At 62.1% G+C, this 22,786-nt stretch carries 19 protein-coding genes; 10 read left to right on the top strand and 9 right to left on the bottom strand.

What is annotated here, in order from left to right; translation table 11 throughout:
* Nucleotides 1–206 precede the first annotated feature (206 nt).
* Nucleotides 207–2,195, top strand: a complete 1,989-nt coding sequence (locus tag ACJ8IJ_RS04395) for a ligand-gated channel protein (RefSeq protein WP_004935657.1) — start codon at nt 207–209, stop codon at nt 2,193–2,195.
* Between the two features lie 55 nt (nt 2,196–2,250).
* A complete protein-coding gene (locus tag ACJ8IJ_RS04400) occupies nt 2,251–3,198 on the top strand; it encodes a siderophore ABC transporter substrate-binding protein (protein WP_131164947.1) in 948 nt (315 codons plus the stop codon).
* Nucleotides 3,199–3,231: 33 nt separating this feature from the next.
* Here the strand turns inward: ACJ8IJ_RS04400 and ACJ8IJ_RS04405 are convergent, their stop codons facing one another.
* Nucleotides 3,232–4,020 carry an ABC transporter ATP-binding protein gene (locus ACJ8IJ_RS04405; RefSeq protein ID WP_004935663.1) on the bottom strand — a complete coding sequence of 263 codons (789 nt, stop codon included), beginning with the start codon at nt 4,018–4,020 and terminating at the stop codon, nt 3,232–3,234.
* Nucleotides 4,017–5,099 (bottom strand): FecCD family ABC transporter permease, encoded by a 1,083-nt coding sequence (locus tag ACJ8IJ_RS04410; RefSeq protein ID WP_031300718.1) that lies wholly within the window; start codon nt 5,097–5,099, stop codon nt 4,017–4,019. Before ACJ8IJ_RS04410 ends, ACJ8IJ_RS04405 begins: the two co-directional genes overlap by 4 nt.
* Nucleotides 5,100–5,463: 364 nt before the next feature.
* Between ACJ8IJ_RS04410 and ACJ8IJ_RS04415 the strand changes: the two genes are divergently transcribed.
* Complete coding sequence (locus ACJ8IJ_RS04415; protein WP_004935670.1) at nt 5,464–6,564, top strand: GGDEF domain-containing protein; 1,101 nt, start codon at nt 5,464–5,466, stop codon at nt 6,562–6,564.
* Nucleotides 6,565–6,610: 46 nt separating this feature from the next.
* Here ACJ8IJ_RS04415 and ACJ8IJ_RS04420 read toward each other — a convergent pair whose 3' ends face one another.
* From ACJ8IJ_RS04420 to ACJ8IJ_RS04430, 3 genes are all read right to left on the bottom strand, one after another.
* Entirely contained in the window at nt 6,611–8,089 is a 1,479-nt protein-coding gene (locus tag ACJ8IJ_RS04420) for an amino acid permease (protein WP_033632569.1), read from the bottom strand.
* Between the two features lie 221 nt (nt 8,090–8,310).
* Nucleotides 8,311–9,177, bottom strand: a complete 867-nt coding sequence (yieE, locus tag ACJ8IJ_RS04425) for a DNA-binding transcriptional regulator YeiE (RefSeq protein ID WP_015378518.1) — start codon at nt 9,175–9,177, stop codon at nt 8,311–8,313.
* A 98-nt stretch (nt 9,178–9,275) separates the two neighbouring features.
* Nucleotides 9,276–9,473, bottom strand: a complete 198-nt coding sequence (locus ACJ8IJ_RS04430) for a hypothetical protein (RefSeq protein ID WP_442518298.1) — start codon at nt 9,471–9,473, stop codon at nt 9,276–9,278.
* 191 nt (nt 9,474–9,664) lie between these two features.
* Between ACJ8IJ_RS04430 and ACJ8IJ_RS04435 the strand changes: the two genes are divergently transcribed.
* Both ACJ8IJ_RS04435 and nfo read left to right on the top strand, forming a co-directional pair.
* Entirely contained in the window at nt 9,665–10,738 is a 1,074-nt protein-coding gene (locus ACJ8IJ_RS04435) for a YeiH family putative sulfate export transporter (protein WP_044030827.1), read from the top strand.
* A gap of 98 nt (nt 10,739–10,836) precedes the next feature.
* Entirely contained in the window at nt 10,837–11,676 is an 840-nt protein-coding gene (nfo, locus tag ACJ8IJ_RS04440) for a deoxyribonuclease IV (protein WP_004935697.1), read from the top strand.
* 60 nt (nt 11,677–11,736) lie between these two features.
* Here nfo and fruA read toward each other — a convergent pair whose 3' ends face one another.
* From fruA to fruB, 3 genes are read right to left on the bottom strand one after another with little or no spacing between them, the layout of a single operon-like run.
* Nucleotides 11,737–13,419, bottom strand: coding sequence for a PTS fructose transporter subunit IIBC (gene fruA / locus ACJ8IJ_RS04445; RefSeq protein WP_442518299.1), 1,683 nt, complete (start codon nt 13,417–13,419; stop codon nt 11,737–11,739).
* 11 nt (nt 13,420–13,430) lie between these two features.
* Nucleotides 13,431–14,372 carry a 1-phosphofructokinase gene (gene fruK / locus ACJ8IJ_RS04450; protein ID WP_004935702.1) on the bottom strand — a complete coding sequence of 314 codons (942 nt, stop codon included), beginning with the start codon at nt 14,370–14,372 and terminating at the stop codon, nt 13,431–13,433.
* Nucleotides 14,369–15,502 carry a fused PTS fructose transporter subunit IIA/HPr protein gene (gene fruB, locus ACJ8IJ_RS04455; protein ID WP_004935705.1) on the bottom strand — a complete coding sequence of 378 codons (1,134 nt, stop codon included), beginning with the start codon at nt 15,500–15,502 and terminating at the stop codon, nt 14,369–14,371. Before fruB ends, fruK begins: the two co-directional genes overlap by 4 nt.
* Before the next feature lie 247 nt (nt 15,503–15,749).
* Between fruB and ACJ8IJ_RS04460 the strand changes: the two genes are divergently transcribed.
* The 3 genes from ACJ8IJ_RS04460 to torA all read left to right on the top strand — a co-directional run bounded on the left by ACJ8IJ_RS04460 (nt 15,750) and on the right by torA (nt 20,053).
* The gene (locus tag ACJ8IJ_RS04460) at nt 15,750–16,172 is read left to right on the top strand and encodes a nucleotide triphosphate diphosphatase NUDT15 (RefSeq protein ID WP_004935707.1); all 423 of its coding nucleotides are present in this window, start codon (nt 15,750–15,752) and stop codon (nt 16,170–16,172) included.
* A gap of 233 nt (nt 16,173–16,405) precedes the next feature.
* Nucleotides 16,406–17,566, top strand: coding sequence for a NapC/NirT family cytochrome c (locus ACJ8IJ_RS04465; RefSeq protein WP_031300724.1), 1,161 nt, complete (start codon nt 16,406–16,408; stop codon nt 17,564–17,566).
* A gap of 12 nt (nt 17,567–17,578) precedes the next feature.
* Nucleotides 17,579–20,053, top strand: a complete 2,475-nt coding sequence (gene torA, locus ACJ8IJ_RS04470; RefSeq protein WP_442518300.1) for a trimethylamine-N-oxide reductase TorA — start codon at nt 17,579–17,581, stop codon at nt 20,051–20,053.
* A 237-nt stretch (nt 20,054–20,290) separates the two neighbouring features.
* Here torA and ACJ8IJ_RS04475 read toward each other — a convergent pair whose 3' ends face one another.
* Nucleotides 20,291–20,545 carry a YkgJ family cysteine cluster protein gene (locus ACJ8IJ_RS04475; RefSeq protein ID WP_015378527.1) on the bottom strand — a complete coding sequence of 85 codons (255 nt, stop codon included), beginning with the start codon at nt 20,543–20,545 and terminating at the stop codon, nt 20,291–20,293.
* 265 nt (nt 20,546–20,810) lie between these two features.
* Here ACJ8IJ_RS04475 and mtr point away from each other — a divergent pair, with 265 nt between their 5' ends.
* Both mtr and yeiP read left to right on the top strand, forming a co-directional pair.
* Nucleotides 20,811–22,055 (top strand): tryptophan permease, encoded by a 1,245-nt coding sequence (gene mtr / locus ACJ8IJ_RS04480; RefSeq protein ID WP_442518301.1) that lies wholly within the window; start codon nt 20,811–20,813, stop codon nt 22,053–22,055.
* A 126-nt stretch (nt 22,056–22,181) separates the two neighbouring features.
* Nucleotides 22,182–22,754 (top strand): elongation factor P-like protein YeiP, encoded by a 573-nt coding sequence (gene yeiP / locus ACJ8IJ_RS04485; RefSeq protein ID WP_004935725.1) that lies wholly within the window; start codon nt 22,182–22,184, stop codon nt 22,752–22,754.
* Nucleotides 22,755–22,786 lie beyond the last annotated feature (32 nt).

Here is a 22,786-nt window from a genome sequence, read left to right on the forward strand (position 1 = left end):
TAATTCATCCGGTTACCCTTTTCCGTCAGCATAACAAGCATACAAATGATATGAATTATCATTAGCGTTTACATTAAGAAAAAAATCCTTACAATACCCTCACGCAACGCTGACGAAGCGGAGTATTTCTCAGCGAACGATGAATAATTTCATTAGAAATTCAATTGGTTAATTACTTTCACTTCAATCCAGGAAAGGTTTACCTCATGGAAACGCCACGTTACAGCAAGCTCGCCGCTCTGGTGATCGCCTCACTCAGCGCCACCGCCGCACTGGCCGCGCCGCAGGACGACACCCAGGACACCATGGTCGTCACCGCCTCCGGCTTTCAGCAAAAAATTCAGGACTCTGCCGCTTCCATCTCGGTGATCCCGCGCCAGCAGATCGAAGATAAAGCCTATCGCGACGTGACCGATGCACTGAAAGACGTACCGGGCGTAGTGGTCACCGGCGGCGCCAGCAGCAGCGACATCAGCATTCGCGGCATGTCTTCCAAGTACACGCTGATCCTGGTGGACGGCAAGCGCGTCGACACCCGCGGCACCCGGCCGAACAGCGATAACGCCGGCATCGAACAGGGCTGGCTGCCGCCGATGGAAGCCATCGAACGTATCGAAGTGGTGCGCGGGCCGATGTCTTCGCTGTACGGTTCCGACGCCATGGGCGGCGTGATCAACGTCATCACCCGCAAAACCTCGCGCACCGAGTGGAAAGGCTCGCTGCACGGCGACGCCACCCTTCAGGAAAACCGCGATTCCGGCGATCTGTTCCAGACCAACGCCTACGCCTCCGGCCCGCTGGTTGAAGGCCTGCTCGGCCTGCGGGTCAACGGCCTGCTGTCGCGCCGCGCGGAAGATAAAATCACCAACGGTTACAACGAGCAGCGCATGCGCAGCGGCACCGCGGTGTTCACCCTGACCCCGGACGAGAAAAACGAATTCGACTTTGAAATCGGCCGCTCGCTGCAGGATCGCAACAGCACGCCGGGCAAATCGGTGGTAGCGGAACGCTGCAGCAAAGGCAAATGCACGCCGACATCGCGCAGCGAAAGCCTGTATACGCGCACCAACTACGCGCTGACCCACAACGGCTATTACGACTTCGGCAACTCCACCAGCTACGTTCAGCGGGAAGAGACCAACAACCCGGGCCGCAAAATGAAGATGTACAACACCATCTTCAACACCCAGAACCAGTTCGAGCTGGGTTCACACATGCTGAACCTCGGCGGTCAGTATCGCTATGAAAAACTGAGCGACAGCGGCAACCAGCTTGAATCGGCGCAAGGTCTCAGCAAGCTGACGCGCTGGAGCTGGGCGCTGTTCGCCGAAGATGAGTGGGCATTGACCAACGACTTCAGTCTGACGACCGGCATCCGCATGGATCAGGACGAAAACTTCGGCAGCCACTGGACGCCGCGCATGTACGGGGTCTGGCACCTGACCGAACAGTGGACGCTGAAAGGCGGCGTCTCCGCCGGCTACAAATCGCCGGATCTGCGCCAATCCTCCGCCAACTGGGGCCAGGTCACCGGCGGCGGCGTGCGTAAAGGCATCATCGTCGGCAACCCGGATCTGCAGCCGGAGAAGAGCCTGAGCGAAGAGATCGGCCTGATGTGGGATAGCCTGAAAGGTGTCAACGCCGGGGTCACCGTCTTCAACACCGACTTCAAGAACAAGATCACCGAAGTGCGCCGCTGCGAAGACACGCCGGACTGTAAGATCGGCAATGACGTCTACGACTTTATCAGCGATCGCGTCAACGTCGACAAAGCCAATATGCGCGGCGTAGAAGCCACCTTCGGCTGGCAGATCAACAAAGACTGGAAGTGGAACACCAACTACACCTACACCTCTTCCGAGCAGAAGAGCGGCGAGTTCCAGGGCAAGGCGCTGAACCAGATGCCGAAGCACATGGTTAACACCGTGCTGGATTGGCGCGCCACGCAGGACCTCAGCCTGTGGTCGCGCGTTAATTTCCGCAGCAAAACGTCTGAGTATCTGAGCCGTACCTCGATGGCCAAGAGCACCCCGTCCTACACCTTCGTCGATGCGGGCCTGAGCTACCAGGCGGCGAAAAACCTGCAGCTGACCGGCGGGGTCTACAACATCCTCGACAAGACCGTGGATTACGATCACTACAACACCACGCTGGACGGCCGCCGTTACACCGTCGGCATGACCTACAACTTCTGATGCCCCCGGGCGCGCGCTGCGCGCCCTTTTCATTCCATCACCGTGAGGAAGCCCCATGAAATTACGCCGCTCCCCCCTGATGATCGCCCTGCTGACCGCGATGGCGCTGGCGGGTTGCCACAGCAAAACCGACGCGCCGGCGGCCCCGGCCACCGTCAACGTCCAGCACCTGAACGGCAGCACCGAGGTGAAGAAACACCCGCAGCGCATCGTGGTGCTGGATTACGCCTCGCTGGAAACGCTGCAGCTGCTGGGCGTCGAACCGCTGGCGCTGCCCGGCAACCGTAAGAATTTGCCGGATAGCCTGAAGCGCTATCAGGACGACAAATACCTCAATGCCGGTACCCTGTTCGAGCCGGATATGGCCGTGCTGCGCGCCGCCAAACCGGATCTGATCCTGATCGCCGGCCGGGCGTCCAAAGCCTATGACGAGCTGAACACGCTGGCGCCGACGCTGAATATGTCCGTCGATCAGCAGGATCAGTTGGGCAGCCTGAAACAGCGCACGCTGCAGCTGGGTGAGCTGTTCGATAAGCAGCAACAGGCGCAGGCGGCGGTCGATAAGCTGGATGCGCAGATCGCGGCGGTCAAACCACAGGCCGCCCAGGCCGGACGCGGGCTGGTGGTGCTGTTCTCCGGCGGCAAGATCAGCGCTTACGCCCCCAAGAGCCGTTTCAGCTTCGTCTATGACGCCCTCGGCTTCGCGTCCGCGTTGCAGTCCGATGAAAAAGACGTGCGCGGCAATAAGCTGACGCCTGAGCAGGTGGCCAAACTGAATCCGGACTGGCTGTTCGTCATCGACAGAGACGCCGCAACCGGGCGGCCGAACGCGGTGGCACCGCAGAAAATCCTTACCGGCACCGCGCTGAAGAAAACCACGGCGGTGAAAAAAGGCCAGGTGGTTTACCTGCCGGCGGCCGAGGTTTATCTGTCCGGCGGCATCGTCACCGCTCAGCACGTCGTCGAACGCGTGAGCGAGGCGCTAACCCACGCTGCGCGATAAAAAAAGCCCGGCGATGCCGGGCTTTTTCCTGGATTAAATCGTCGGCTGGTTTACCAGGCCGTCTATCAGCACCTGCGGCGTGCCCTGCGAACAGCGCTCGATGCGCCCGCGCACGCCGTAGACCCGCGCCAGGCTCTGCGGCGTTATCACCTGATCCGGCGCGCCGTCGGCGATCAGATCGCCATCCTGCAGCATCAGCACGTGGTCGCCGTGACGCAGCGCGATGTTGATGTCATGCACCACCACCACCGTCACGATATTGCGCTTGCGGGTTTCACGGCGCACCAAATCCATCACGTGGAACTGGTAGTTGAGATCGAGCGCGCTCAACGGCTCATCCAGCAACAGCAGCGACGGCTGACGGATCAGCGACTGCGCCAACCCCACCAGCTGTTTCTGGCCGCCGGAGAGCTGATCGAGGTAGCTCAGCGCCAGGTGGGCGATGCCCAGCTGTTCCAGCAAAGCCATCACTTCCGCTTCGCTGCCGGCGTTGCTGCGGCCACCCGAGGCGCGCTGCGCCACGATGATCGACTCCAGCACGTGCAGATGCACCCCGGCGGGCAGCGACTGCGGCAGGTACACCACTTTCTCCGCCCGACGGGCGAACGGCATCTGCATCAGATCGCCGTCGTCCAGCCACAGCTTGCCCTGCGCCGGGTTCAGCCCGGCCAGCGAGCGCAGCAGCGTCGATTTGCCGCTGCCGTTCGGCCCCAGCAGCACGGTGATTTGCCCGCGCGGCAGCATCGGCACCGAGAGATTGTCGATCACCTGACGCTTCGGGTAACCCGCCGAGAAGTTTTCTATCCGTAAACCCTGGCTCATACGTTCCCCCGATGGCGCAGAATAATGCTCAGGAAGAACGGCACCCCGACCAGCGACGTCACGATCCCCACCGGGATGATTACCCCAGGCACCAGGTTTTTCGACGCCACCGAGGCCATCGACAGCACCAGCGCGCCAATCAGCGCACTGGCCGGCAGGTAGAAACGGTGATCTTCGCCGAAGATCATGCGGGCGATGTGCGGCGCCACCAGGCCGATAAAGCCGATCGGCCCGACGAAAGCCACCGCCAGCGCCGAGAGAATGCTGATGCGCAGCAGCGTGGTCAGCCGCAGGCGGCGCACGTCGATGCCGAAGCTCACCGCCCGGTCTTCCCCCAGACGCAGCGCGGTCAGTTTCCACGAGCTCATCATCGACAACGGCAGCAGCACGGCGAACACCCCGAACAGAATGCCCAGCTTGTCCCACGAGGCGCGCGCCAGGCTGCCCATGGTCCAGAACACCAGCCCCTGCAGCGTGTCCTCGCTGGCGATGAACTGCATCATCGAGACCAGCGCGTTGAAGGTAAACACCAGCGCGATGCCGAACAGCACCACGCCGGAGGTGGCGACCCGCGTCCAGCGCGTGATGCCGTCGAGCATCAGCGCAGCGAACAGCGCAAAGATAAAGGCGTTGGCGGAGATGAACCACTGATCGGGAATGCCCGGAATGCCGATGCCGAGCACGATCGCCAGCGCGGCGCCAAAGGCCGCGGCGGATGATACGCCGAGGGTGAAGGGGCTGGCCAGCGGGTTATTCAGGATGGTCTGCATTTCCGCCCCGGCCAGACCGAGCGCAAAGCCCACCACCACCGCCATCAGCGCATAGGGCAAGCGGATGTCCCAGACGATCACCCGCGTGCCGGCATCGGCCGCGGCGGGATCAAGCAGCGTTTGCCACAAAGACGACAGCGACAGGCCGGATGGCCCCATGGTGAAATCCAGCAGCAGCGAACCCAGGATCGCCAGTGCCAACACGCCCATCATCAACAGGCGATGGCGAAGAATATGCTGATAACGCCCCATCACGCCGGCGTTGGGTTGCCCCTTGGCGTCAGTCATGGGATCGGTGGATACGCTCATTCGTTAAGATACCTGTTACAACCATCATGACAGCGGCGCGAAGGCGTCCGCCGTAAACCGGAAAGCGCGCGGCGACCGCCTGCGCGCAGCCGCCCACAATAAAGCAAACGATAATACTTATCAATCATATCAATAGGTGAAAACGGCGTTGTCGAAATGTAATAATTTGTTTTTTATCGCCATTTTTCAAACCACCACGCTTTCCCCCGCCAACGGCCAGTAGGTTAATTATTCTGAAAATTATTCCTGATCCGACCAGACTCTGACAAATAGCGGCAAAACCACATAGAATCCAAAACCACAGCACCGCGCGTGCAAAAAACTTTCAGGCCGCCGCAAGAGCGGCCTTATTGACGAGGCTGTAATGAGAAGTCCATCTCCGGCGGTAACGCCCAAACGCCCGGCGCTGCTGAACTGGCTGTTGCACAGCCCGCTGCACGCCGATGACGAACCGTTTCAACGCCAGCTGCGTCTCACGCTGACGCCCTCTCCTCTCACCCCCTGGCTGAATGCCGTGGGGCCGGCCGCGCTGTTGGTAGGGTACGCCTGGCTGAACCAACCGCTGGTCGGTATCGGCCTGCTGCTGCTGTTGCTGCTGTTGACCGCCGGGCGTGCCAGGTTGGCGCAAAGGCGCCAACCCGCCTGGCCGAACGCCATGCTGGTGACGGTGTTGTTGTGGGCGCTGCTGGTTGGCGCCAGCGCCGCGCTGGCGATGCTGTCGGGCCGCTTCGTGCTGATCCTGTTCGCCGGCCTGACCATCACCGCCCTGGCCTGCTGGTTGATGCAGCGCCATGCCGCCGCGCCGCGCTTCGCGCTGCTTGAGGTGATCGCGCTGACGCTGCCCTACCTGCTGGCGGCGCCGCTGTCGCGCGTGCAAAATCTGTTTGTCATGGCGGATCTCGCGCCGCTGTGGCTGGTGCTGGCCCATGGCATGATCGCGCGCTACCACCGCCAGTTGGTGCAGCACGTCACGCTGAACTGGGAGAAGCAGCAGGCATCGCACCGCGATCGCCTGACCGGCTTTCTCAACCGCGCAGGCGGCGAGGTGGTGATGCGCAGCATCTGCCGCCCCGCAACGGCGCAGCCGATCTCCCACCTGTTCATTCTCGAATTCGGCCCGCTGGCGGCACTCTACCAAAGTCACGGCGTCCAGATCGGCGACGACGTGCTGCGCACCGTCGGCGAGCGCCTCAAGACGCTGATCCGCCCGAGCGACTACGTCTGCCGCTATACCGGCGGTCTGTTTCTGATTCTGGTGCACGATCTGCCCTACGGCGCGGAAAGCGAGTTTCTGGCGCGCATTGTGCCGCCGCTGGAGGCGCCCTACGATTTTGGCGCGTTCGGCGAGGTGAACATGCGGCTTAACGCCGGCATTTTGGCGCTGACGCAGAATTACGCGACGGTAGAGAGTTTGATGAGCTCGGCGCAGCAGGCGCTGGCGGAAGCCAAAGGCGGGAAAAAGTAAAAACAAAACGCGGCGGGAGCCCCCGCCGCGCGTCACTCACCGAAGATTACTTCACGTCCATCTTCGGGAATTCCATTTCGCTGTACTTCACGACACGGGTGCCTTGCGACAGCTTGTAACCGAACCAAATCAGCAGGAACAGCGGAATGCCGATGTAGGTCGCGGTCACGCCGTACCAGTCGATCTTGTCTTGCAGGAAGGCCTGGTAATTCTGGCCCAGGGTAATGATCAGACACAGCACGAAGGCGAAGATCGGCCCCAGCGGGAAGAAACCGGAACGGTACGGCAAGTCGTTGAGATCGCGCCCCTGCAGCATGTAACCGCGACGGAAACGGTAGTGGCTGATGGCGATGCCCAACCAGGCGATGAAGCCGGTCATGCCCGAGGTATTCAGCAGCCACAGGTAAACCGACTGGTTGCCGAACATCGAGGTCAGGAAGCACAGCCCGGCCACCACGCAGGTCGCGTACAGCGCGTTGCGCGGCACGCCGCCTTTCGACAGCTTGGCGAAGATACGCGGCGCTTTGCCTTCCGATGCCAGGGTGTACAACATGCGGGTCGATGCGTACATGCCCGAGTTACCGGCCGACAACACCGCCGTCAGGATCACCGCGTTCATCACCGCCGCCGCCGACAGCAGGCCGGCATGCTGGAACACCAGGGTGAACGGGCTGACGCTGATGTCTTTCACGTCATTGCGCAGCAGGCTCGGATCGGTATACGGAATGATCAGGCTGATGATCAGGATGGCGAAGATATAAAACAGCAGGATACGCCAGAACACCTGACGCACCGCGCGCGGAATATTTTTACCCGGGTTTTCCGATTCGCCGGCCGCGATGCCGATAAGTTCAGTGCCCTGGAACGAGAAGCCGACGATCATGGCCACGCCGATCATCGCCGAGAAGCCGCCGGCGAACGGCGCATCTCCAATGGTCCAGTTCTGCCAGCCGGCATGCTCGCCGCCTTTCAGAATGCCGACAATCATCAGCACGCCGACGGCGATGAAAATAATCACGGTGCTGACCTTGATCAGCGCGAACCAGTATTCCGCCTCGCCGAACCCTTTCACCGAAATGTAGTTCAGCAGGAACATCAGGCCGAGGAACAGCGCGCTCCAGATCCAGCCGGGCGTGTCCGGGAACCAGTAGCTCATCACCAATTGCGAAGCCACCAGGTCAACGGCGATGGTCACCGCCCAGTTGTACCAGTAGTTCCAGCCCAGTGCGAAGCCGAAGCCTTCTTCCACGTATTTGGCGCCGTAGGTGGAGAATGAACCGGAGACCGGCATAAAGGCCGCCAGTTCGCCCAGACTGGTCATCAGGAAGTACACCATCAAACCGATCAGAGCGTAAGACAGCAGCGCCCCGCCGGGGCCTGCCTGAGAAACCGTGGCGCCCGAGGCGACGAACAGGCCGGTGCCGATGGAGCCGCCGATGGCGATCATGGTCAAATGCCGGGCTTTCAGCTCGCGGCGCAATCCGGGAGCTTGCTGCCCCGATGTTTTTATATCCTGCTGAGCCATTCGTTCCCTATCTATCTGCTCTTCGAAAAATGAGGGCGGATTGTAACAAATACCCGCCGGTGAACTAGCAACATTGCACCGATATAAGATAGCTTCATAATTCAGAGGCAATTATTAGCCGCGCCCCTTATAGCCTTACTTACTCTCATTAATGTGAGCGCGCGCAGGTTTTTATGCTTTCTTTGGCCTGCGCGGCGATAGAAGACGTGACGCACTGTCGATCACAGCACGCAATAGCTGAGAAAACGCTGCAACGCGTTGGAAATGTGCTTTTGCCGATGGCGGATCAGGTACAGCGTGCGCCGCAGCGGCGGCAGCGGCACCGGCAGTTCCACCAACGCGCCGCTGGCCAACTGTTCCGCCACCACCCGCCGGGACAGGCAACTGATGCCGATACCGTGCCGCACCGCATGCTTGATCGCCTCCGAGTTGCCGAGCTCCATCACCAGCTGGAAGTGCGGCAGGTGCGCCAACAGCAGATGATCCAGCACCTCGCGAGTGCCCGAACCGCGCTCACGCAGGATCCAAGGCGCATTCGCCAGCGCCTCCAGCGTCGGCGGTTGACGGGTCAGCGGGTTATCCGGCGCAGCGAACACCACCAGCTCGTCCTCCAGCCACGGCTGCGTCACCAGCTCCGGCATATGGCAAGGCCCTTCGATCAGCCCCAGATCGACGCGAAAATCCGCCACCGCCACGATCACATCCTGGCTGTTGCCGACATTCAGCTCCAGCGGCGTGGCCGGAAAGTCCCGGCGGTAACGGGCGATCATCTCCGGCAGCATATAGTTGCCGATGGTGCTGCTGGCGGCGATGCGCAGCGCCCCGCCATCATGGCGAAACAGCTGCTCGATCTCCCCCGCCTGCTCCAGCAGCGCCAGCGCCTTGGGGTACAGCAAGCGGCCGTGTTCGTTGATCACCAGCCGTTTGCCGACGCGATCGAACAGCTGCACGCCCAGCTGCCCCTCCAGATCCGCCAGCGCCGCGCTGACCGCCGACTGCGACAGCGCCAGCACCACCGAGGCCTGAGTGGTCGAACCGCTTTTCAGCACTTCGGTGAAAACTTCCAGTTGACGCAACGTGATATGCATAGCCGTCCCGGTATTGAAAGAAGGTTCTGCCAGAGAACCCCAACATGGTGATGTGGGCAGCCCGGCCAGGCTACCCTGTTTGCGGCCAGATCGGCGCGCTATTTGCCCAAGGCGACCAGCTGCGCCGCCGCGGCCAGCACCGGCTCTCGCGGCGTGCCGGCTTCGTCCCGCAGTATCAATTGCAGCATCGCCACGAGATGCTCGCGGTCGATCGTCTTGTTTTCTTCAATCAACCGCCGCACCGCGCGGCCCACTTCCTGATCTACCTGCTCTCTGCGTTGACCGTCGGTATCCATCGCCTGCTCCTGTTAGTTGGAAAGTTACGGCGGCTCGCCGCTCCTCCACACCCTAGCCGCAATGCGGCGTTATGCCAATGCCTGATCCCATACCACTTATTCAGATAGGTTATAAATATATAATCAATTTCTCTTTTATTCAGCCCAAACGTACTCTTAGCAGCAAGAAACAGACTGAAGGACTGACTTTTATGGCGACTGATACCACTCACACCTATCCCGAGCGACGCTTTCCGCTGTTTGGCCTGCCGCGGCTGGTGCCGGGGCTGGCGCTGACCGGCGCGCTCACCGCGCTGGCCGTCTGGGCCGGCGATATTCCCTGGGTGGCGGAGCTGGGGCTAGGGGCACTGACGCTGGCGATCCTGCTCGGTATTCTGGTGGGCAACACGCTGTACCCCCACTGGCAAACCGTTTGTCACAGCGGCGTACAGCTGGCCAAACAGCGTCTGTTGCGTCTGGGCATTATCCTTTACGGCTTCCGGCTGACCTTTCAGCAGATCGCCGACGTCGGCGCCAGCGGCATCATCATCGACGCGCTGACCCTGATCACCACCTTCCTGCTGGCCTGCTGGCTCGGCAAGAAAGTGTTCGGCATCGACAGCCAAACCGCGATACTGATCGGCGCCGGTAGCAGCATTTGCGGCGCGGCGGCGGTGATGGCCACCGAACCGGTGCTGAAGGCCGACTCCAGCAAAGTGGCGGTGGCGGTCTCGACCGTGGTGGTGTTCGGCACCCTGGCGATCTTCGCCTACCCGTGGCTGTATCAGTTGAATGAACACTTCCAGTGGCTGCCGTTCAGCCAGGAAACCTTCGGCATCTACGCCGGCTCCACCATTCACGAAGTGGCTCAGGTGGTCGCCGCCGGACACGCCATCGGGCCGGACGCCGAAAACGCAGCGGTGATCGCCAAGATGATCCGCGTGATGATGCTGGCGCCGTTCCTGCTGCTGCTGTCGGGCTACATCAGCCGCGGCAGCGCAGGCAAGGCGGAAAAATCCGCCATCACCATTCCGTGGTTCGCCGTGCTGTTTATCGCCGTCGCCGGGCTGAACTCCTTCAACCTGCTGCCGGCCACGCTGGTGCGCCATCTGATCACCGCCGACACGTGGATGCTGGCAATGGCGATGGCGGCGCTGGGGTTGACCACCCACATCAGCGCCGTGCGCCAGGCCGGGGTGAAACCGATTCTGCTGGCCACGCTGCTGTTCGTCTGGCTGCTGGTCGGCGGCGGCGCGATAAACCAACTGGTGCAACACCTGCTGTAATCGCCCTCGGCGGCCCGCTTCGGCGGGCCGCCGCTTTTCACCATTCAATCCGCCCGCCATCAATGCCATAATGTCACCGATAACACAGGAGAATGAAGATGAAGTTTGTCGGTGCACATGTCAGCGCGTCAGGCGGCGTGGATCAGGCGGTTATCCGCGCGCACGAATTGGAGGCGACCGCGTTCGCCCTGTTCACCAAAAATCAGCGTCAATGGAAGGCCGCGCCGCTGGCCGCGGACGTGATCGATAAGTTCAAGAGCGCCTGCGCCCAGTACGGTTATGGGCCGGGGCAGATCCTGCCGCACGACAGCTACCTGATCAACCTGGGGCACCCGGTGGCCGAGGCGTTGGAAAAATCGCGCGAAGCGTTTATCGACGAGCTGCAGCGCTGCGAACAGCTGGGGCTGACGCTGCTGAACTTCCACCCCGGCAGCCACCTGCTGCAAATCGATGAAGATAAATGCCTGGCGCGCATCGCCGAATCGATCAACATCGCGCTGGATAAAACCGCCGGCGTGACGGCCGTGATCGAAAACACCGCCGGCCAGGGCAGCAACCTGGGCTTCAAATTCGAACACCTGGCGGCGATCATCGACGGCGTGGAAGACAAAAGCCGCGTCGGCGTCTGCATCGACACCTGCCACGCTTTCGCCGCCGGTTACGATCTGCGCACCGAAGAGACCTGCGAACACACCTTCAAACAGCTCGGTGACATCGTCGGTTTCAACTACCTGCGCGGCATGCACCTGAACGACGCCAAGAGCGAGTTCAACAGCCGCGTCGACCGCCATCACAGCCTGGGGGAAGGCAACATCGGCAAAACGGTGTTCAGCTACATCATGCGCGATCCGCGTTTCGACAACATCCCGCTGATTCTGGAAACGGTAAACCCGGATATCTGGGCGGAAGAGATCGCCTGGCTGAAGGCGCAGCAGTAACGCGGCGCCCAAACGACAAAACCGGAGCCTGGGCTCCGGTTTTTTATGGCTGGTTCGCCGTTACGCCACGCTGGCTGCCGGTACTTCAGCACGTTTCAGCAGGGCATAAGCCACCCCGGCCAACAGCGTGCCGGCGGCGATCGCCACCAGATACAGCAGCACCGGCGAAATCGCGCCCGGGATCAGCAGCACGAACAGCCCGCCGTGCGGCGCCATCAGCTTGGCGCCGAAGGCCATCGACAGCGCGCCGGTCAGCGCCCCGCCGGCGATGCAGCACGGCAGCACGCGCATCGGGTCACGGGCGGCGAACGGAATCGCCCCTTCGGTGATGAAGCACAGCCCCAGCACCAACGCCGCCTTGCCGCCTTCCTGTTCGGATTTCGGGAACTTGCGGCGCGCCAGCAGCGTCGCCAGACCCATCGCCAGCGGTGGCACCATACCGGCGGCCATGATGGCTGCCATCGGCGCATACACCGAGGAGCTGAGCAGCGCCACGCCGAAGGCGTAGGCCGCTTTGTTCACCGGCCCCCCCATGTCGGTGCACATCATGCCACCGAGGATCGCCCCCAGCAGCACGGCGTTGGCGGTGCCCAGAGACTGCAGCCAATGGGTCAGGCCTTCCATGATTTTCGCCACCGGCGTGCCGACCACGTAAATCATGATAAGGCCGGTGATCAGGCTGGCCACCAGCGGAATGATCAAGATAGGCTTCAGCGCTTCCATACTCTGCGGCAGACGCAGCTTGCTGCTGATCGCCCTGGCGACGTAACCCGCCAGGAAACCGGCGATGATGCCGCCGAGGAACCCGGCGCCGGTGCTCACCGCCAGCATGCCGCCGATCAGGCCCGGCGTCAGGCCCGGACGATCCGCGATGGAAAAGGCGATGAAACCGGCCAATACCGGCACCATCAGCGCGAAGGCGGAGCCGCCGCCGATCTGCATCAGCGCCGCCGCCAGGGTGCCCTTGACCTCAAACGCCTTGATGCCGAACACGAACGACAGCGCGATGCACAACCCGCCCGCCACCACCATCGGCAGCATGTAGGACACGCCGGTCAGCAGGTGACGATACGGGCCGTTGCCCTCTTTCTTTTTCGCCGCCGGCGCCGCGTTGCCGCGCTGCTGCGGCTGGAACACTTCCGCCTCGGCCTGCGCCTTGTCCAGTTCCTGGGCGGTTTTCTTCAGCGCCAGGCCGGTCGAGGTGCGGTACATCGGCTTACCGGCAAACTTGTCCAGATCCACTTCGATGTCCGCCGCGACGATCACCAGATCCGCCGCCGCCACTTCTTCCGGAGTGATAGCGTTGCCGGCGCCGACGGAGCCGCGCGTTTCCACTTTCACCCACCAGCCGCGTTTCTTGGCTTCGCTTTCAATGGCTTCGGCCGCCATAAAGGTGTGCGCCACGCCGGTTGGGCAAGCGGTGATCGCCACGATGCGTTTTTGTCCATCGGCTTTCACCGCAGCCGCCTGCGGCGCCTGATAGGTTTCAGCTTCGGCCTTGGCACGCGCCAGAAAAGCGTCCGGTTCCCGCACCGCCTGTTCTACCTCGCCCACATACACCAATTTGCCGTTCAGCCCGGCGTCAGCAGGAGCAGCCTGCCCCGCCACCGCCACCAGTTCGGCGTCCTGCAGTGACTCGACCAGCGTCAGGCCAGTTTTGGCCGCGGCGGCCTCCAGCATGCGTTTCGCCAGGTGGCCACGGGCCTGCCCCAGCGAACTGTCTACCATCAGCAGCGTTTTCATTCTGCCTCCTGCTATTGATTGAAAGGTTTCAGATCGACGCGCGCCATCATCGCGGCCAACTGGGGACGATCGGTCACGCCGACGTTGCTCTGGCTGACCGCCAGCGCCGCTACCGCCGTGGCCAGACGCAGAGTGTGTTCGCTGGATTCGCGCATCAGCAGGCCATAAATCAGGCCGCCGACCATCGAATCGCCGGCGCCCACGGTGCTGACCACCTCACAGGACGGCGGTTTGGCGATCCAGGCACCGGACGCGTTAACCCACAGCGCGCCTTCCGCACCGAGGGAGATCACCACGTGGGCGATGCCCTGCTCGCGCAGCGCATGCGCGGCCTCAACCACGTCCGCCAGCGCCGGCAGCGGGCGACCGGCCCAGATTTCCAGCTCGCGGCGGTTCGGCTTCACCAGCCACGGCGAGGCCTTCAACCCGGCGACCAGCGCTTCGCGGCTGCTGTCGAAAATGATGCACGGGCACTTGGCGCGCAGCTGGGTCATCCAGTCGGTAAAGGCGTCGGGATCGACACCGGCCGGCAGGCTGCCGCTCACCGCCACCATGTCGAACTGGCCCAGCCAGCTCAGCGAGTCGCTGACGAAGCGATCCCAGTCCTGCGGCGTCACTTCGAAACCGGAGAAGTTGAAGTCGGTGACTTCGCCGTCTTTTTCCGTCAGCTTGACGTTGATGCGGGTACGGCCCGGCACCACCTGAAAGCGGTTGGCGATCCCCAGATCGCTGAACAGCAGCTGGAAACCGTCCTGATTGTCTTTGCCCAGGAAGCCGCCGACGGTGACGTCGATGCCCAAATCCTTCAACACCTTGGCGACGTTGATGCCCTTACCGGCGGCGTGCAGGCCGGCGGTTTTTACCCGGTTGACTTCCCCGCGTTCGATCTGCGGGCAGAAACCCACCAGATCGTACGCCGGGTTCAAGGTGATCGTTGCTACTCTTCTGCTCATGCTGCGCCCTCGCCCAGTCCTTCATTAATCGCTTCGCCAATCGCCTTCAGCGCGGCTTCAGCATCTTCTCCATTGGCGGTAAAGCGCAGGTGATGCCCTTTCTTCACGCCCAGCGCCACCACCTTCATCAGGCTGCGCCCGTTGGCCGGCTTGCCGCTGCCGTCCAGGTTGGTGACGGTGATGTCACTGTTGAAACTTTTGATCACGTTGACCAGCGCCGTGCCCGGCCGCGCGTGCAGACCGTGCTCGTTGCGGATCACGAACTCGGCGCTCAGCACGCTGCTCTCCTCAGCCACTTCGCTGGTCAGCAGCGCCAGCACGCCGGCGGCATCCGCCTTCAGCAAGCGTTCAGCTTTATTGGCCAGCAGCAGATCGCTGAGGTAGTTGAGCACCGCCAGCGGCTGCGCGTCGGCGACCGACACCGTCAGCAGCAGCGCCACCGGCTCGCCGTCTTCCACGAAAGCCTGCGCCGGGCGGCTGACGGTGGCCGCGCTGGCCAGGTTGCCTTCGACGCTGTCGCTCAGCCAGATGCCCTGCCCCAGGTTCAGCGGCTTGCGGGTGATGACATCACTGACGAACTGCGCGTTGACCGCGCCGGCCTTTTGCAGCCGGCCGGCGTTCAGCGCCTGCAGCGTCATCAGGCTGTCGGCGGCGACGTCGAGCGCAATCAGCGAGACGTCGAACTGGAATTCGGCGCTCTGCTGCTCACCCATCAGCAGGCTGCGCAGCTCTTCCGCAGAGGTGGTTTGCGCCAGCCGCTCCGCCACGCTGTCATCGCTCAGCACGTGGGTGAGCTGACGCAGCAGCGCCAAATGCTCGTCGGAGCGGGCGGCGATGCCGATCGCCACATAGGCGGTCTGGCCTTCGCCCCACGCAATGCCCTGCGGGAACTGGAACACCTGCACGCCGGTTTTCAACACCAGATCGCGGGTATCGGTGGTGCCGTGCGGAATGGCGATGCCGTTACCCAGATAGGTGGACGTCTGCAGTTCGCGCTGCAGCATGCCGTCCACGTAACCGGCGCTAACGCAGCCGGCTTCGGTCAGGGCGGCGGCCACCAGGCGGATGGCCTCTTGCTTGCCGTCGGCAACGGCGCCCAGATGAATGTCTTGCGGTGACAACTGGAACATGATTCTCCTCTCCTGCTGAATTGAATCGTTTCAGCTTCATTGAGAAAAAGGAGCGTTATCCGTTCGCCACAAGCGGCCGGACAACGCTGAAACGTTTCAATGAGTGTGTGAGCAGCACAAGGCGAAAGCAAGCTTTCTCCCTTTCGCCATTGCAGATTTTTGAGCTTACGCACACTTTTGCCGGCGTATTGGCCAGCGCCGGGGCAAAATGACATACTGTGCTGAAACCTTGCTGACGGAGAAAAGCATGAATGTAGTGACGGGCGTCGGGGTGATCATCGTCAACCCTCAAGGCGAGATTTTGTTGGGCAAACGCTGCGGTTCCCACGCGCCCTTTTGGTCGATCCCCGGCGGGCATCTGGATGCCGGTGAAACCTTCGAGCAGTGCGCCCAGCGCGAAATCGCCGAAGAGACCGGGTTGCTCATCGACCCGCCGCGCTTTGTTGGCGTCAGCAACAATCTGCAAACCTGGCGCGCCGAAGGCAAACACACGGTGTCAATCTGCCTGCAGGTGGATCACCCCGGCGGCAACGCCGAGCTGAGAGAGCCCGAGAAATGCGCCGAATGGCGCTGGTGCGCGCCTGAAGCCCTGCCGGAACCCCATTTCGAAGCCAGCCGCACCGCCATCCGCCTGTGGCTGAGCGGCCTGGCCTATTTGCCCACGGCCTGACCCATCGCGAGCGCGTGCTGCGCTCGCTTCCCCTGCCGCAGCGCCCTATCGTTATATAAATTAGAATATAACGCTATTTTTTGCGATATACGCCATTTTTTTGACTACGGATAACCCTATGGGGTTAACCCTCTTCTATCATTACCCCTGCAATCGACGTGGCATTCTGACCTCCGGTCGGCGGCCTTTTGGCAAGATTTTATTTTAAATTCATAATTATAAGCGGGTTTACCATGAGCAAAAAACTGACTGGCTTTGAAAAAAAGCGTCGGTGGGGATGGCTATGGCTTTTGCTGCTGGGGATTATCCTCGGCGCAGCGCTGTTGGCCGGGACCGCCACCGTCTTCCATAAAACCAGCGATACCGCCTTCTGCGTTTCCTGCCACACCATGCAACAGCCGCTGGCCGAATATCAGGGCAGCGTCCACTTCCAGAACACCAAGGGCATCCGCGCCGAGTGCGCCGACTGCCACGTGCCGCACCAGCCGATCGACTACCTGTGGACCAAGATCCGCGCGGTAAAAGACATCTACGGCGAGATGGTCGGCACCATCGATACGCCGGAGAAATACGAAGCGCACAAGCTGGCGATGGCGCAGTCAGTCTGGAAAACGCTGAAAGAGAACGACTCGGCCACCTGCCGCTCCTGCCACAGCTACGACGCCATGGACATCACCGCCCAGCGCCCTGAGGCGCGCCTGCAGCACCCGGTGGCGATCAAACAGGGCGAAACCTGCATCGATTGCCACAAGGGCGTGGCGCATATCCTGCCGGACATGAGCGGCGAAACCCAGGCCGGCGCCGCCGAGCTGGCGAAGGCCGCGGCGCTGACCGCACCGGACGCCACCACCCTTTACACCATCGCCACCGAACCGTTCTTCCTCGGCGCAGACGACAGTCATAACGCCGGCAACCTGATGCCGTCCACCGAAGTGCAGGTGGTCAAGCAGGATGGCGACAAGGTGCTGGCCACCGTGAGCGGCTGGCAGCAGGACGGCGTCAGCGAAGTGTTCTACGCAGCGCAGGGCAAGCGCATCCTCAGCGTGCTGCTGGGTGAGGATGCGCGCCAACAGCTGAAGACCGCGTCGACTCAGACCGATGCGGAAACCGGCCTGGTCTGGCATCAGGTTTCTTTGCAGGTGTGGCTGCCGCGCAAGCAGCTGATCGACGATCAGCAAAAAATCTGGCGCTACGCCGCGGACATGATGTCGGCCAACTGCACCGGCTGCCACGGGCTGACCGCGCTCGATCGCTTCAACGCCAACCAATGGATCGGCGTCATCAAAGGCATGGCGCCACGCACCTCGCTGACGCAGGAACAGCTGCGCGTGCTGACGCAATACGTACAAAAACACGCCAGCGACATGCCACCTGCCGCACCGGCCAAGCTTTAAGGGAGAAGCGCAATGAGCAACCAACAACCGTTAACCATGAGCCGCCGCCGCTTCCTGACCGGCGCCGCCGCGCTGGCCGCCGCCCCGCTGCTGGCGGGCTTATGGCCCAAAGCGGCGCTGGCGCAGGCCATCAGCGAAGCGCTGCCGCAGTTCATCGTCTTGCGTCAGGCGCAAAAAGGCATTCTGACCGGCGCCCACTGGGGCGCGTTTGAGGCCATCGTGCAGGACGGCAAGATGATCGGCGTGCAGCCGGTGCAGGACGATCCGTATCCCAATGAGCTGATCACCATGGCGCCTTATCAGGTGCACGCCGAGAACCGCATCAAATATCCGATGGTGCGCAAAAGCTGGCTGGAAGGCGGCCCCGGCAGCCGCACCGAACTGCGCGGCCGCGACGAGTGGGTGCGCGTCAGCTGGGACAAAGCGACCGAGCTGGTGTGCAATGAGATCGTTCGCCTGCAGAAAGATCACGGGCCGCAGTCGATCTACGCCGGTTCCTATGGCTGGAAAAGCGTCGGCATGCTGCACAACAGCCGCACGCTGCTGCAGCGTCTGATGAACCTGACCGGCGGCTTCCTCGGCTACGCCGGCGACTACTCCACCGGCGCAGCGCAGGTGATCATGTCGCACGTGGTCGGCTCGATGGAGGTCTACGAACAGCAGACCGCCTGGCCGAACGTGATCGAGAACAGCGAGCTGGTGATCCTGTGGGGCTGCAACCCGATGGTCACGCTGAAAAACAGCTGGAACGTGCCGGATCACGTCGGCCAGACCGGCTTCGAGGCGCTGAAGAAGAAAGGCACCCGGGTGATCAGCATCGATCCGGTGCACAACGACAGCGCCAAGTTCGTCAATGCGCAGTGGATTGCCCCGCACCCTTATACCGACGGCGCCATGCTGATCGGCATCGCCCACACGTTGCTGACCGAGAAGCTGCATAACCCGGACTTCCTGAAAACCTACACCGTCGGCTTCGACAAGTTCCAGGCCTACCTGCTGGGCGAGAGCGACGGCGTGGCGAAAACCGCCGAATGGGCGGCCGACATCAGCGGTGTCGATGCCGACACGCTGCGCAGTCTGGCGCGTGAGATGGCGAAGCATCGCACCATGATCATGGGCGGCTGGGGCATTCAGCGCCAGCACCACGGCGAGCAGCAGCACTGGCTGCTGGTGACGGTGGCGGCGATGCTCGGCCAGATCGGCCTGCCGGGCGGCGGCTTCGGCTTCAGCTATCACTATTCCTCCGGCGGCAGCCCGACCGCCAAGGGCGGCATCATCGCCGGCATCTCCGCCGGCAACGCGCCGAAGAACTCGCCGGCGCCGATCCCGGTGGCGCGCATCGCCGAATGCCTGAGCAACCCGGGCAAAACCATCGACTTCAACGGTGCCAAGGTCACTTACCCCGAGGTGAAAATGGTGTATGTGGCGGGCGGCAACACCTTCCACCAGCATCAGGACACCAATAACCTGGTCAAAGCCTGGCAGCGGCCGGACACCATCGTGGTCAACGAGCCTTACTGGACCGCCACCGCCAAGCATGCCGATATCGTGCTGCCGGCCACCACCAGCTACGAGCGCAACGATCTGGAAATGGGCGGCGACTATTCGCAGCTCTACGTGTTCCCGATGCATCAATGCGTGCCGCCGCAGCACGAGTCGCGCAGCGACTTCGACATCTTCTCGGCGATGGCGGCCAGGCTGGGCGTGCAGGAAGCCTTCACCGAGGGCAAGGATGAAACCCAGTGGCTGAAAGGCATGTACGACGACATGAAGAACCAGGCGCGCGCCGCGCGGGTGGCGCTGCCGCCGTTCGACATGTTCTGGCAATCCAACAACTACGTGCGCTTCCCGGTGCCGGAGGCCAATAAGCAGTGGGTGCGCTTCGCCGACTATCGCGACAACCCGCTGCTGAACCCGCTGGGCACGCCCTCGGGCAAGATCGAGATCTACTCCGACGCCATCGCCAAAATGCATTACGAGGATTGCCCCGGCATTCCGACCTGGATGCCGCCGCACGAGTGGTATCGCGGGCCGGAAGCGGCCAAGTATCCGCTGTCGCTCAATACCGCTCACCCGACCAACCGGCTGCACTCCCAGCTCGATAACACGCCGCTGCGCGAGAAATACGCGGTAGCGGATCGTGAAGCGATCCTGATCCACCCGCAGGACGCGCAGCCGCGCGGCATCAGCGGCGGCGATCTGGTGCGGGCGTTTAACGATCGCGGTCAGATCCTGGTGGGCGCGGTAGTCAGCGAAGACGTGCGGCCCGGCGTGGTGCGCATCAGCGAAGGCGCCTGGTTCGATCCGGCCGATCCGGCGCAGCCCGGCTCGCTGTGCAAGAACGGCAACGTCAACTGTCTGACCTTCGACATCGGCTCTTCCAGCCTGGCGCAGGGCAACTGCGGGCAGATGGCGCAGCTGCAGATCGAGAAGTATCAGGGGCCGGTATTGAAAAACACCGCACACGCGGTGCCGCAAGGCGCCTGATCCCATGGTAAACAGAGGGCACAACGCGTAATGCCGGTCAGTTAAGCCTGACCGGCATTTTTTTATCCAGTCTCTGTACGCGCCGTGCAAAAGGAATAGCCTTAAATATCCGGTATTTCTCTGCGACCGCCATGAACGGCATCTGGAGAGACAGCCACTACGCCGGTCCCCCACACCATTCGGGGCGGCTGCGATGGCGGCAGGCGCGACGCTGTGTCTGTGGAGGCTGAGGGCAGCTTAGGGCGCGGTGTCCGCTTCCAGTCTGGCGAGGTAGATCAGCGCCTGATCGCGGTGATCGTGGCACATGTCGCGGCTCGGCTGCAGGCTGCCGCACACCTTCGGCCGCAGCGGCGAATGAAACAGGCCGCAGCGCAGCCGTTCATCCAGATGAATGCAGCGAGTATTGGCGGGCTTGCCGTTCGGCATGCCGGGGATCGGGCTGGATATTGACGGCGCGATACAGCAGGCGCCGCAGTCGCTGCGACAGTCCATCAGCGCTACTCCTGGTGGGCTGGGGGGAAAGAAGCGCGACAATAGCAGCCGCACGCGGCCACCGCCAGCAGAATCCCTGCGTCCCCGCGATCTTTACACTCATCGCTCTGCGCCGGCCGGCTGCACCCGATGGCGAATAAACGCCCAGCAAACCTTGATTTAAAGAAAAAAACGCGTGAAACGTGCAATTCCTTCGCTTTACATGCGCCATGCGCCCATGTACTATTGAGCTAGTACAAAAGAACTTCTTCCCTCAGGAGCACGCATGTCTACGGACACCATTCAGAAGCTGGCCCGCCCTTCCGTCCTCGGCGGCGCGATGATCATTGCCGGAACCGCCGTTGGCGCCGGCATGTTTTCCATTCCGATCGTCACTTCCGGTGTCTGGTTCAGCGGCTCCGTCGCGCTGCTGGTGTATACCTGGGCCTGCATGCTGCTGTCCGGCCTGATGATCCTCGAAGCCACGCTGCACTACCCGAGCGGCGCCAGCTTCAACACCATGGTCAAGGATCTGCTGGACAAAGGCTGGAACGCCGTGAACGGCCTGTCGGTGGCGTTCGTGCTGTACATCCTGACCTACGCCTATATCTCCGCCGGCGGCTCGATCATCGCGCACACGCTGGAGGGCATCGTCGGCGTCGGCCAGACTACCGCCGGCCTGGTGTTCGCGTTGGTGGTGGCGTTTATCGTCTGGCTCTCCACCCGCGCGGTCGACCGCCTGAGCACCATTCTGATCGGCGGTATGGTGATCACCTTCGTGATGTCGGTGGGCGACATGTTTACCCACGTGCAGCCCGCGGTGCTGTTCAACACCGGCGACGATCGGGCCAGCTATCTGCCTTACGCCCTGGCGGCGCTGCCTTACCTGCTGACCTCGTTCGGCTACCACGGCAACATTCCCGGGCTGGTGAAGTACTACCACAAGGACAGCGGCTCCGTGGTGCGCAGCCTGGTGTACGGCACCCTGCTGGCACTGGCGATCTACATCCTGTGGCAGTATGTGATTCAGGGCAATATCGCGCGCGACGCCTTCAAGCAGGTGATCGCCGAGGGCGGCAATATCGGCAGCCTGCTCAAGCAAATGGGCAACGTCTCCAGCAGCCAGACCGTCAGCCAACTGCTGAACGCCTTCTCCTATATGGCGCTGGCCAGCTCGTTCCTCGGCGTGTCGCTGGGCCTGTTCGATTATCTGGCGGACTTCTGCAAGTTCAAGGACGACGCCGTCGGGCGCAGCAAGACCGCGCTGGTGACCTTCGTGCCGCCGACCCTGGCCGCGCTGCTGTTCCCGAACGGTTTCCTGTACGCCATCGGCTTCGCCGGGCTGGCGGCCACCGTCTGGGCGGTGATCGTGCCGGCGCTGATGGCGCGCGCCAGCCGCCGCCGTTATCCGCAGGCCGGTTACCGTGCACCGGGCGGCAACGGCGTGATCCTGTTCGTCATCCTGTTCGGGTTGATCAACGCCGCCGCACATATTCTGTCGCTGTTCGGCCTGCTGCCGGTCTTCCGGTAATCCTCGAAGGGAGAGCGCCTGCTCTCCCTTTCCTGCACTGTTTTTACGCCGGGCTATTGCCTGAAATCGGCGGCGCGAGTACCTTGTCGCAACTTCTCTAATACTCTTCATTGCGGATGAATTGAAATGGCAAGAGCTAACGAAATTAAGCGCGGCATGGCGATCAGCTACAACGGCAAGCTGCTGCTGGTAAAAGATATCGACGTGCAGAGCCCGAGCGCCCGCGGCGCCAGCACCCTGTACAAAATGCGCTTCTCCGACGTGCGCACCGGCCTGAAAGTGGAAGAACGCTTCAAGGGCGACGATATCCTGGACACCATTTCCCTGTCGCGCCGCAAGGTGAACTTCTCCTATATCGACGGCGAAGAATACGTGTTCATGGATGACGAAGACTACACCCCGTACATTTTCAAGAAAGACCAGATCGAAGACGAGCTGCTGTTCATTCCAGAAGGTGGCCTGCCGGGTATGCAGGTGCTGACGCTGGATGGCCAGGTGCTGGCGCTGGAGCTGCCGCAGACCGTGGATATGGAAATCGTCGAGACCGCGCCGGGCATCAAAGGCGCTTCCGCCAGCGCCCGCAACAAACCGGCCACCATGGCGACCGGCCTGGTGATCCACGTGCCGGAATACCTCAGCGCCGGCGACAAAATTCGCATTCATATCGCCGAACGCCGCTACATGAGCCGCGCAGACTAGTCGCGCCTACGGGGCCGATACTCGGCCCCGTT

This window comes from Serratia sp. CY40230 (assembly GCF_052168835.1).
Taxonomy (GTDB): Bacteria; Pseudomonadota; Gammaproteobacteria; order Enterobacterales; family Enterobacteriaceae; genus Serratia; species Serratia nematodiphila.

Bases quoted from the DNA above. Each gene is read 5' to 3' on its own strand.
- ACJ8IJ_RS04405 (WP_004935663.1), bottom strand. From the start codon at position 4,020: ATGAGCCAGGGTTTACGGATAGAAAACTTCTCGGCGGGTTACCCGAAG.
- yieE (WP_015378518.1), bottom strand. From the start codon at position 9,177: ATGCATATCACGTTGCGTCAACTGGAAGTTTTCACCGAAGTGCTGAAA.
- fruB (WP_004935705.1), bottom strand. From the start codon at position 15,502: ATGTTCCAGTTGTCACCGCAAGACATTCATCTGGGCGCCGTTGCCGAC.
- torA (WP_442518300.1), top strand. From the start codon at position 17,579: ATGAGCAACCAACAACCGTTAACCATGAGCCGCCGCCGCTTCCTGACC.
- ACJ8IJ_RS04395 (WP_004935657.1), top strand. From the start codon at position 207: ATGGAAACGCCACGTTACAGCAAGCTCGCCGCTCTGGTGATCGCCTCA.
- fruA (WP_442518299.1), bottom strand. From the start codon at position 13,419: ATGAAAACGCTGCTGATGGTAGACAGTTCGCTGGGGCAGGCCCGTGGC.
- ACJ8IJ_RS04430 (WP_442518298.1), bottom strand. From the start codon at position 9,473: ATGGATACCGACGGTCAACGCAGAGAGCAGGTAGATCAGGAAGTGGGC.
- ACJ8IJ_RS04410 (WP_031300718.1), bottom strand. From the start codon at position 5,099: ATGAGCGTATCCACCGATCCCATGACTGACGCCAAGGGGCAACCCAAC.
- ACJ8IJ_RS04475 (WP_015378527.1), bottom strand. From the start codon at position 20,545: ATGGACTGTCGCAGCGACTGCGGCGCCTGCTGTATCGCGCCGTCAATA.
- ACJ8IJ_RS04415 (WP_004935670.1), top strand. From the start codon at position 5,464: ATGAGAAGTCCATCTCCGGCGGTAACGCCCAAACGCCCGGCGCTGCTG.
- ACJ8IJ_RS04420 (WP_033632569.1), bottom strand. From the start codon at position 8,089: ATGGCTCAGCAGGATATAAAAACATCGGGGCAGCAAGCTCCCGGATTG.
- mtr (WP_442518301.1), top strand. From the start codon at position 20,811: ATGTCTACGGACACCATTCAGAAGCTGGCCCGCCCTTCCGTCCTCGGC.
- yeiP (WP_004935725.1), top strand. From the start codon at position 22,182: ATGGCAAGAGCTAACGAAATTAAGCGCGGCATGGCGATCAGCTACAAC.
- ACJ8IJ_RS04465 (WP_031300724.1), top strand. From the start codon at position 16,406: ATGAGCAAAAAACTGACTGGCTTTGAAAAAAAGCGTCGGTGGGGATGG.
- nfo (WP_004935697.1), top strand. From the start codon at position 10,837: ATGAAGTTTGTCGGTGCACATGTCAGCGCGTCAGGCGGCGTGGATCAG.
- ACJ8IJ_RS04435 (WP_044030827.1), top strand. From the start codon at position 9,665: ATGGCGACTGATACCACTCACACCTATCCCGAGCGACGCTTTCCGCTG.
- fruK (WP_004935702.1), bottom strand. From the start codon at position 14,372: ATGAGCAGAAGAGTAGCAACGATCACCTTGAACCCGGCGTACGATCTG.
- ACJ8IJ_RS04400 (WP_131164947.1), top strand. From the start codon at position 2,251: ATGAAATTACGCCGCTCCCCCCTGATGATCGCCCTGCTGACCGCGATG.
- ACJ8IJ_RS04460 (WP_004935707.1), top strand. From the start codon at position 15,750: ATGAATGTAGTGACGGGCGTCGGGGTGATCATCGTCAACCCTCAAGGC.